General features: G+C 43.1%; 7 protein-coding genes and 1 tRNA gene. 6 read left to right on the top strand and 2 right to left on the bottom strand.

Features of this window, described 5'->3' with window-relative positions; translation table 11 throughout:
- Positions 1 to 548 precede the first annotated feature (548 nt).
- Complete coding sequence (locus tag RE317_RS20590) at positions 549 to 1,688, top strand: glycerate kinase (protein WP_008668294.1); 1,140 nt, start codon at positions 549 to 551, stop codon at positions 1,686 to 1,688.
- Here RE317_RS20590 and RE317_RS20585 read toward each other — a convergent pair.
- A complete protein-coding gene (locus RE317_RS20585) occupies positions 1,675 to 4,515 on the bottom strand; it encodes a bifunctional fucokinase/fucose-1-phosphate guanylyltransferase (protein WP_008668296.1) in 2,841 nt (946 codons plus the stop codon). The two genes, RE317_RS20590 and RE317_RS20585, sit on opposite strands and share 14 nt — an antisense overlap.
- Before the next feature lie 73 nt (positions 4,516 to 4,588).
- Positions 4,589 to 5,194 carry a nitroreductase family protein gene (locus RE317_RS20580; RefSeq protein ID WP_008668298.1) on the bottom strand — a complete coding sequence of 202 codons (606 nt, stop codon included), beginning with the start codon at positions 5,192 to 5,194 and terminating at the stop codon, positions 4,589 to 4,591.
- Positions 5,195 to 5,328: 134 nt separating this feature from the next.
- Here RE317_RS20580 and sppA point away from each other — a divergent pair, with 134 nt between their 5' ends.
- The 5 genes from sppA to RE317_RS20555 all read left to right on the top strand — a co-directional run bounded on the left by sppA (position 5,329) and on the right by RE317_RS20555 (position 10,225).
- Positions 5,329 to 7,110 carry a signal peptide peptidase SppA gene (gene sppA / locus RE317_RS20575; protein ID WP_008668300.1) on the top strand — a complete coding sequence of 594 codons (1,782 nt, stop codon included), beginning with the start codon at positions 5,329 to 5,331 and terminating at the stop codon, positions 7,108 to 7,110.
- 7 nt (positions 7,111 to 7,117) lie between these two features.
- Positions 7,118 to 8,218 carry a tetraacyldisaccharide 4'-kinase gene (gene lpxK / locus RE317_RS20570; protein ID WP_008668302.1) on the top strand — a complete coding sequence of 367 codons (1,101 nt, stop codon included), beginning with the start codon at positions 7,118 to 7,120 and terminating at the stop codon, positions 8,216 to 8,218.
- Positions 8,181 to 8,990, top strand: coding sequence for a purine-nucleoside phosphorylase (locus tag RE317_RS20565; RefSeq protein WP_005845051.1), 810 nt, complete (start codon positions 8,181 to 8,183; stop codon positions 8,988 to 8,990). Before lpxK ends, RE317_RS20565 begins: the two co-directional genes overlap by 38 nt.
- A 4-nt stretch (positions 8,991 to 8,994) precedes the next feature.
- The gene (gene thiL / locus RE317_RS20560) at positions 8,995 to 10,035 is read left to right on the top strand and encodes a thiamine-phosphate kinase (protein WP_008668304.1); all 1,041 of its coding nucleotides are present in this window, start codon (positions 8,995 to 8,997) and stop codon (positions 10,033 to 10,035) included.
- Positions 10,036 to 10,152: 117 nt separating this feature from the next.
- A tRNA-Phe gene (locus RE317_RS20555) sits at positions 10,153 to 10,225 on the top strand.
- Positions 10,226 to 10,449: the final 224 nt, after the last annotated feature.

Below are 10,449 nucleotides of genomic sequence, written 5' to 3'. Positions count from 1 at the left end.
AGGTAGACCTTTTAACGATAACCAGCAAACATACGAAGGAAAAATTATACGGATTTCCTGAAACTTTTTTGTAATACACTGAATGACAGATGTGTTACAAAGCATGTTTTTATAACGGAGGACACGGGAGGAAAAAGACATACACATTATAATATTCGCACGCGCGTATAAGGACGGAAAAAGGAAGGAACCCATACGAAGATAGCAGACGGAAAACAAGGAAAGACGGAAAAGAAGCAAGCCCGAAGAAAAACCGGACAGGTTACGAAACACAAACCATAGAGCTCTCAAAAGTGCTGACTCCGCAAACACTGGGGAAAAACTGTAGGAGAAAAAATGCCGAGAAGAAAAAAAATCATTTTCTTACATCTCGACGGTTGTTCGGAAACACCATCAATTTCAAGAACCAATACTTACACCCAGACAAAAGCAAAAAACATCTACTTTATCCATCAAGCTACACATATTCCAATCCACAAATAAAAGACAACCTGTTCTATTTAAAGAAGAAAAGTTTTCAGTAGATTTGCACTATATAAAGATATACAATGAAGAAAATAATTATCGCCATCGATTCATTCAAAGGCTGTCTAACTTCAGCAGAAGCAGGAAAAGCTGCCGAAAAAGGTATCAAAAGCATAAATCCTTCCTGCCACACTTCAGTTATTCCCATCGCTGATGGCGGTGAAGGTTTACTGGACGTACTCATCAGAGCCACTAAAGGGAAATATATAACCTTATCGGCACATGGACCGCTAATGAAAATGGCAAAAACACATTACGGTCTGTCCGGCAATGGCAGAACAGCTATTATAGAAATGGCTGCCATCAGCGGACTACCTCTCGTACCTATTGAACAAAGAAATCCTATGCTGACAACAACCTTTGGTACAGGAGAATTGATAAAAGACGCATTAAACAAAGGATGCAGAAATTTTATAATCGGTATTGGCGGAAGCGCGACTAATGACGCAGGATTAGGAATGCTACAGGCACTAGGTTTCCGCTTTCTAGACAAATCAGGGCATACCTTAGGTACAGGAGGCCAAATAATGGAAGCCGTGGCAAACATAGACACATCCGGTATTCACCCCGCACTAAGAGAAACACACTTCATGGTAGCATGTGATGTAGCCAACCCTTTCTACGGCCCTGACGGAGCGGCATATATCTTTGCACAACAAAAAGGAGCCGATTCAAATATGGTACAAAGACTGGATGAAGGCATGCAATCATTAGCCGAAGTTATAAAGAAAACGACAGGAAAAGATATCACGAACTACCCCGGTGCAGGTGCAGCCGGAGGCATGGGTGGTGGACTACTGGCTTTTTTTAACGCAGAGCTAAAACCGGGAACAGAATTATTATTGAAAGCCATCGACTTCTCCGAAAAAATAAAAGGAGCAGACCTCATTATTACGGGCGAGGGAAAAGCAGACCGGCAGACAGCTATGGGAAAAGTACCATACGGAATACTAAAGGAAGCACAAAAAGAACATATTCCCGTTATTGTACTGGCAGGCAGTATAGAAAACCTGCCGGAATTAAACAAAGCGGGATTCAAAGGTATATTCTCTATAGCCCCCGGCCCCATCACCCTGGAGAAGGCAATGGAACCGGAGTTTGCTAAAGAAAATATCACCCGGCTGGTTTCCCAACTCTATTCAGTTATAACTAGCTTCGGCTAATTTGCAAGCCTTTGTCGGACAAAGCCATATCAACGAAACGGGCACAACTGTTGGGTGGGTTCTGAGTAAGAATACTTCGAATACGTATAGCAGCCTCAGGATCTTTAGCCACCATATAAAGATAGCCGCCTCCCCCCGCACCTGGCAATTTATATCCCAGGCAATAATCATCAATCCGGCGAATGATAGTCTCAACTGCCTCGGGATTAGTGCCGGGATCCAACGCTTGGTTCAGCTTCCAGCTTTTACCAACCAAACGCCCCATTTCATCGAAATTCCCACGCTGAATGGCTTCGTACAAGTCAAGAGCATGCCCCTTCATACCGCCAAGTATAAACAAATGCTCTGTGGAGTTGAGGAACATGCTACGCACGATTTCAGCTAAAATTCCTTTGGCTGTACGGGTAATTCCCGTGTAATAAAGCAAATGGCACTTCTGATATTCGCCACCTGTAAACAAATAATCGGGCAACCAGCGCACTAACGGACTCTGATCCATACCTGCATGAGTCTGCAATAATTTCACTCCACGAAGCACACCTCCGTATTGATCTTGCCACCCCCCTCCGGTAGTCAGCAACTGTTCCAAAATAAGCGTACGGTTACATATCTCGTTCTTATCCCAGTTCAGTCCGCAAAAATCAGAGATTGCCCCCAGCACAGTTGATGCAAGAATAGAACTTGTACCCAGACCGGAGCCCGCAGGAATCGCAGAAAGCAGAGTGATTTCCATTCCGGAGCCAAACGCCTTCAACTGCTCTTCCAATGAAACATACGATTCGGTGGAAAAGCCCGGCTGGAAACCTGCCAGCACCAATGCCGCTTTAGGTATAGAGAATGGGGATCCCACTTGCATGAAATCCCTTACCTCCCCGTAAGTTGTAACCACTTCCATAGCGCCTAAGTCTATAGAACGAAGAATTATCTTATACTCCCGACAGGGTTTCACGTAAACTTGTAGAGGAGGCTGCCCGTTCAACTCAATAGCAATATTCACCACATTCCCCCCTTCATTCAAGCAATAAGGTGGAGTATCCGTCCATCCGCCGGCCAGATCAATACGGACCGGACTACGCCCCCAGACAATCTGATCGGAGTACACTGACAAATGCGGTTGCTGCCTCTTGGCTAAAGCCGAAGCAGTAAGTCCGTCGCGCATCAAACGAAAAGCCTCATTCTCATATTCCCGATAAGCCAGCCCCTTAAGCTGCTGCACCCGGGCACGGAACATATTATCACTGATACGTGTCATCAGCGGAGCCGATTCTGATAAAGGCTCAGGCAACGACAGATCATACCGAGCAAATTCTCCAGCAGCATTCTCCAAATTTAGCTGATAAAAGACACTTCGTTCATAATTATGCGCCAATGCCGGCCAATTCTTTATCCGGAAAGCTTCACGCTGTTCTGCCAGACGATAAAGATTAGAATAAGCGGATATATCATCGGCAGATAACTTACGACAGCGTTGCCATATTTCTTTTCCTTGCTGTAATGCCGGTTCAGAGACCATCCAGCGCATAACTGCTCCCAATTCCTCTACAGATGAGCAAACCGGAAACAAACGCGCGGCCTGCAAGTCGTGACCGTTTTCTATTTCTTCCACCGAAATGCCGCGTACAGCACACCACTCACCTACAGACATTCCTTGATAATATGTTTCTTCCTTAGCCAAAGCTCCCTTGAAAGTATCATTGAAGCCGTATGGACGCGCTACATAGCCAGATTCTCCAAAAGGAACCACATCAATACACACACCGGACGGAACCTCCAGGTTCCAATTATTAGCGGGAACCCCTGTTATGATGGTCTGGTGATGGATATTCCATCCTGCTCCTACATAACTGTTCTCTATCCATATTTCCGAATTTTGTGAGGTAAGTTGATAACCTACCTCAGCATTTTGAACAAACATGGCCGGATGCGGTTTTACCTTCTTGTGCATAATCTCCCGCTGGTCGTTTACCAGATTTTGTACTGCCAATGTAGAAGAAATAAGTTCACGACTGGTTCCGTAATGATAAAACTCTCCTCCGGGCAACGGCAGAATAGCCACACTCAGCTTGTTAAGTTCATCGTCCATCATACGCGGGTGCTCTCCCAATGTAAGTCCGAAATCAGAATACATGTCATAATAAGAGAGTTTTCCTTCCTTATAAGATCGTTTTACCAACAGACTAACCGCACGATCACTTAACAGCCAAATTCCGATATCCATCAGAAAAAGATGGGTTTGCATTAATTTCCCCAATTCCTCCACCGAAGGTTTTTGAAGCATGAAATCAAGCTTATCGGGAGTGGCCCGTGAAGAAACAAAAACACCATGGTTCTTTGCCAGATTAGGATCTACCCATAAACCGTAACACACCACATCCGCATCAGGAATAGTCTGAAGCGGTTGGCCCGCACGGATATAAACATCCCCACTTGCAATCAATGTATGAAGAGAAGACGGAGCTTTCTCCATGATTTGTTCATATAAAGGGAGCTGGAGGGAAAGCAGATTTTGTGACAGCCGTTGTCCTCTGGCCCACCGGAATACAGGAATGGGAGTAAGAATTTTGCCGGATGGCGCATATCCGGGCAAACGACGACTCTGCCCGCCTGCATGAAGTAAAATACGTTTTTCTTTTCCCAGCCAAGTAAGAAAATCGCTGTCAGGAGCTACTTTCTGACAACAAGCCTCCAACAGCCATGCAGTCCCCCCGCCTGATCCTAGCTTACTACCTATAGGATCGGAAGTACAAAACCACTCTGTCTGGTCCGCTTTCTCTATATCATGAAAACATTCCACCAGATTAGGGGGAAGTGATAATAATTTTTTCATAGCACATCTTTGTTTTTATTGCACACAAAGATGCTTATTTTCCCCTAATAAGCCAAAAGATAAGACATGAATTTTAATCAGTAAATTCAAAAACACGCTCATCCAATGACTTCACTTCCTTAAAGCCCGGTTGTGCAACAGGCACACCGAATGGCATCTGCGCTATCAATTTCCAGTCATCAGACAAATTCCAAACTCTACGTACTTCATCATCAATCAGCGGATTATAATGTTGCAAAGACGCCCCCATTCCTGCATCTTCCAGCATGGTCCAGACTGCCAACTGATGCATAGCATCGGTCTGCTCTGCCCAGATAGGGAAATTATCTTTATAAGTGGGGAAACTTTCCTGCAAAGAGCGAACGATAGCCATATCTTCAAAATAGAGAATAGTACCATATCCACAAGCGAAACAGCCATCAATCTTTTCTTCGGTCTTGCCAAATACCTCAGCCGGAACTCGCTTACGCAAGACATTTTTTACAATGTTCCACAACTTTTCATGCGCCTTACCTGTTAATAACACAACACGAGTGGTTTGAGAATTGAAAGCTGAGGGGACAAATTCTACAGCAAAACAAATTAAATCTCTTATTTCTTTATCAGACAATGTCGATTTGTTTTGGATCCGATAAAATGTACGACGGGCTTTCAGAGCCTCCTTAAAACTTTTTGTCATATAAAACAACGTATTTATGGGTTATTATAAATGAAGAACAAACAGGTAACAAAAGAAGTTCACTTTTTTTGCTTTTTTCAATGCAATAACCTATTTTTGTTAGCTAATTATTAACATTAAAAACAACACATTCAATGAAAGATTTTCTAAAATTTACGTTTGCCAGCGTCATCGGCGTCATTCTGGCAGGCGTAGTGTTCACTATACTAGGGATTATCACTCTGGTTGGCATAGTCGCCTCATCGGATACTGAAACGGTGGTGAAAGACAACTCTATCTTCGTACTCGACTTTAAAGGCAGTTTGTCCGAACGTGTACAGGAAAACCCACTCCAACAACTTTTGGGAGAAGAATTTGAAGCATACGGTTTGGATGACATTCTAGCTTCTATCAAGAAGGCAAAAGACAATGACAAAATCAAGGGTATTTATATCCAACCTTCTTATCTGGAAGCATCATACGCTTCCTTAGAGGAAATACGCAATGCATTACTGGATTTCAAAGAAAGCGGCAAATTCATCGTTGCTTATGCAGACCAATATGCACAGGGGATGTATTATCTTTCCAGCGTGGCCGATAAAATAATTATCAATCCGCAAGGAAGTATTGGATGGCACGGAGCAGGCATGCAACCTGTTTTCTTCAAAAATCTGGTTTCCAAACTAGGACTGGAAGTACAGGTATTCAGAGTGGGTACTTACAAATCAGCCGTGGAACCGTTTATTGCAACAGAAATGAGTCCGGCCAACCGCAAACAGATGACCGAATGTCTGGAATCTGTCTGGCATCGTATTCTTGCAGATGTATCCGACTCACGACGCATCCCGACAGATACTCTGAATGCTTATGCTGACCGATATATGGATTTTTGTCAGGCAGAAGAATATATTCAATGCAAACTGGCAGATACCCTGATGTATAAAGATGAGGTTATTTCCTATCTGAAACAATTAAGCGGTCGTGACGAAGACGACAAACTAAACAGTCTTTTCATAGAAGACATAATAAACGTCAAGAAAAATGTGCCCAAAGACAAAAGTGGAAATATAATAGCCGTATATTATGCATACGGCGAGATCCTGGATGCTCCCGGCAGTTCCACAGAAGATTGTATTGATGTACAAAAGATGTGTAAAGACCTGCGCAAATTACGTGACAACGATGACGTAAAAGCTGTTGTATTACGCGTCAACTCACCGGGTGGCAGCGCATACGGTTCAGATCAAATATGGCGTGAAGTAGTAAGACTGAAAGAGAAAAAACCGGTAATCGTTTCTATGGGAGATTATGCTGCATCAGGAGGCTATTACATTTCCTGCGCTGCAAACCGTATTTTCGCTGACCCGACTACGCTGACTGGTTCTATCGGCATATTCGGCATGATGTATTCAGGTGAGAAACTGTTTACTGAAACTTTAGGACTAAATTTTGATGTAGTGAAAACTAATAAAATGGCTGATCTGGGTGCCAGCCTAGGTCCGGTTCTCACCCGCCCGCTAAATGCATCAGAACAAGAATTAATGCAGAACTATGTCAACCGAGGATACAAGCTGTTCGTAAACCGTTGCGCTGAAGGTAGAAAAATGTCTACAGAGGCTATTGAAAAAGTTGCTGAAGGCCGTGTATGGACCGGTGCCATGGCAAAAGACCTTGGTCTGGTAGACGAGCTGGGAGGTATAGACAAAGCATTGAATGCCGCCGCCACCCAAGCCGGTATCGAAAATTACAGTATTATCGGCTATCCTGAAAAAGAAAATATTTTCGCAAGCCTGCTGGGCAATCAGAAAAAACATTATATAAACAGCGAAATTAAAGAATATTTGGGAAGCTATTATAACAGCTTCAAGGCGCTGGAGAACATAAAAGACGCCAACTGTATACAGGCACGTATGCCGTTTGACCCTAATATCCAATAAATTGCACATGGAAGGTAATCTTATCAAGATAAACAAGTGGCTATATCCGGTTTCATGGATTTATGGGACCGGTGTATGGCTGCGTAATAAATTGTTTGACTGGGGAATATACAAAGAACGTAAGTTTGATATCCCGATCATCTCGGTAGGCAACATCACCGTAGGCGGAACCGGAAAGACCCCCCATACAGAATACCTGATAAGATTATTGCAGAAAGATTACAAAGTAGCCGTACTGAGCCGCGGCTACAAACGCAAATCCAAAGGCTTTGTACTTGCCAGACCGGATACGTCCGTACAGATGATAGGTGACGAACCTTTCCAAATGAAACAGAAGTTTCCGGATATCTATATGGCAGTAGACCGGGACCGTTGTCATGGCATAGAGCAGTTATGCAATAGTCACATCGCCCCTGGAACAGAAGTGATTATTTTGGATGATGCTTTCCAGCACCGATATGTAAAGCCCGGAATAAACATCTTATTAGTAGATTACCACCGACTGATTTGCGAAGACACCTTGCTGCCTGCCGGACGAATGCGCGAACCTGAAAACGGAAAAAGCCGGGCACATATTGTCATTGTCACTAAATGTCCTAAGGACATCACCCCTATGGATTTAAGAGTCTTAAGCAAGCAAATGGAACTTTACCCCTATCAGCAGCTCTACTTCACAACATTAGCATACGGCAAGCTGCATCCGTTGTTTACAGCAGGGAATGCAGTTTCATTAAAAGAGATAGAAAAAGACAAGCATATCCTATTGGTGACAGGCATAGCCTCCCCAGCAAAACTCATTCAAGATTTATCACCATACAATGAGCACATTGAGTCACTGGCTTTCAGTGACCACCATGACTTTACAGCAAGAGATATGGAACTGATAAAGAAGCGTTTCATGAAACTTCCGGAAGGTAAACGCATGATTATCACCACTGAAAAAGACTCTGTACGACTAGCAGCCCATCCACTGATGGACGAAATGCTGAAACCTTATATATATATGCTGCCCATTGAGGTAGCCTTTTTACAAGACCAACAAGAACTGTTTAACTCAAATATAACCGACTATGTTAGAAAAAATTCAAGAAACAGCAACTTTTCTTAGAGAAAAGATGCATACCAGTCCCGAAACTGCTATTATATTAGGTACCGGCTTAGGAAGCCTGGTACACGAAATTACCGATAAATACGAGATCAGTTACAAAGATATCCCTAATTTCCCTGTTTCAACCGTAGAGGGACATAGCGGTAAATTGATTTTCGGCAAATTAGGTAATAAAGACATCATGGCTATGCAAGGACGTTTCCACTTCTATGAAGGATACTCCATGAAAGAAGTTACTTTCCCCGTACGGGTGATGCGTGAATTAGGCATCAAAACATTGTTCGTATCCAATGCAGCTGGAGGTACGAATGCAGACTTTGAAATTGGTGATCTGATGATTATCAGAGATCATATCAACTTTTTTCCCGAACACCCGTTGCACGGCAAGAACATTGAATACGGCCCCCGTTTCCCGGATATGAGTGAAGCCTACTCCAAAGAACTGATAGACAAAGCACTGGAGATCGCTAAAGAAAAAGGTATCAAAGTACAACAAGGAGTATATATCGGTACACAGGGACCTACCTTCGAAACTCCGGCAGAATACAAGATGTTCCACATTCTTGGAGCTGACGCCGTAGGTATGTCTACCGTTCCTGAAGTTATTGTAGCAAACCATTGTGGCATCAAAGTGTTTGGAGTATCGGTTATCACCGACCTAGGCGTGGAGGGAAAAATTGTGGAAGTTTCACACGAAGAGGTTCAGAAAGCGGCAGATGAAGCGCAACCGCGCATGACTACCATTATGCGTGAAATGATTAATCGAATTTAAGGACATGCAGGAAATAAACAGAACAGAAATAGCGACCTTAGGTGAGTTCGGCCTCATTAAACATCTAACGAAGGATATCGAGTTAAAAAATCCGGAAACCCAATATGGTGTGGGAGACGATGCAGCCGTATTGGAATTTAAAGATAAAGAGGTATTGGTGACCACAGACTTACTGATGGAAGGGGTACATTTTGATTTGGTTTATACCCCATTGAAACATTTGGGATATAAATCGGCCATCGTAAACTTCTCGGACATTTATGCTATGAATGGTACTCCAAAACAAATCACAGTTTCTATCGCACTGTCCAAACGCTTTTGTATTGAAGATTTAGAACAGTTCTATGATGGGCTAAAACTGGCTTGTGAACTACACCATGTAGATATTGTGGGTGGAGATACAACTTCATCCGTAACCGGGCTCGCCATCAGTATTACTTGCATAGGTGAAGCGGACAAGGACAAAGTGGTTTATCGCAACGGCGCACAAGATACAGACTTGATTTGTGTCAGCGGTGACTTGGGAGGAGCTTATATGGGACTTCAACTTCTAGAGCGTGAAAAGGCTGTTTTCCAAGGAGAAAAAGAAGCAAATCCGGATTTTTCCGGAAAAGAATATATTTTGGAACGTCAGTTAAAGCCTGAAGCACGTAAGGATATCATTGAGAAACTGGCAAAAGCGGGAATCAAGCCCACCGCTATGATGGATATTTCCGACGGCCTTTCTTCGGAACTGCTACATATATGCTCACAAAGCGATACCGGCTGTCGCGTTTACGAAGAAAGAATTCCCATTGATTACCAAACGGCTGTAATGGCGGAAGAGCTGAATATGAATGTGACAACATGTGCTTTAAATGGTGGTGAGGACTATGAGCTATTATTTACTGTACCTTTAACAGAGCATGAACGAGTTTCGGCTATAGAGGGTATAAAAGTGATTGGTCACATCACCAAACCGGAGCTGGGATGTGCCCTGATTACCCGTGACGGACAAGAGTTTGAGCTGAAAGCGCAAGGTTGGAATCCACTAAAAGAAAAATAATTTTAATTAAACAACACTGATAATAAGCACCTTATGTTTTTATCAGTGTTTTTTTTTAGAAATAGTTTGTAGTTTAAAAAAGTTTCACTACCTTTGCAACCGCAAACAAGAAATAATGGTGCCATAGCTCAGTTGGTAGAGCAAAGGACTGAAAATCCTTGTGTCCCCGGTTCGATTCCTGGTGGCACCACTTTGAAGAAAAAAAGGCAATAAAATCCTGATTTCCAAACGGAATCAGGATTTTTTGTTTTCTCACAAAACGCAAATACAACAATATAGACTGGATGACGAGGTATACGAGCTTAGGGATCAGGAACAATGAACATCCTGTTCTTCAGGCTCAGCGGAAATTTCTGGTTGTTAAGTTTTAAAATTAGCTACCTTTGCTTACCTTTGTTTTATGAAACCCGAACG

This window comes from Phocaeicola sp. GP0067, assembly GCF_031119655.1.
Taxonomy (GTDB): Bacteria; Bacteroidota; Bacteroidia; order Bacteroidales; family Bacteroidaceae; genus Phocaeicola; species Phocaeicola vulgatus.
Note: the sequence above shows the minus strand (reverse complement) of the source record. Positions and strands in the feature narration are given on the sequence as shown.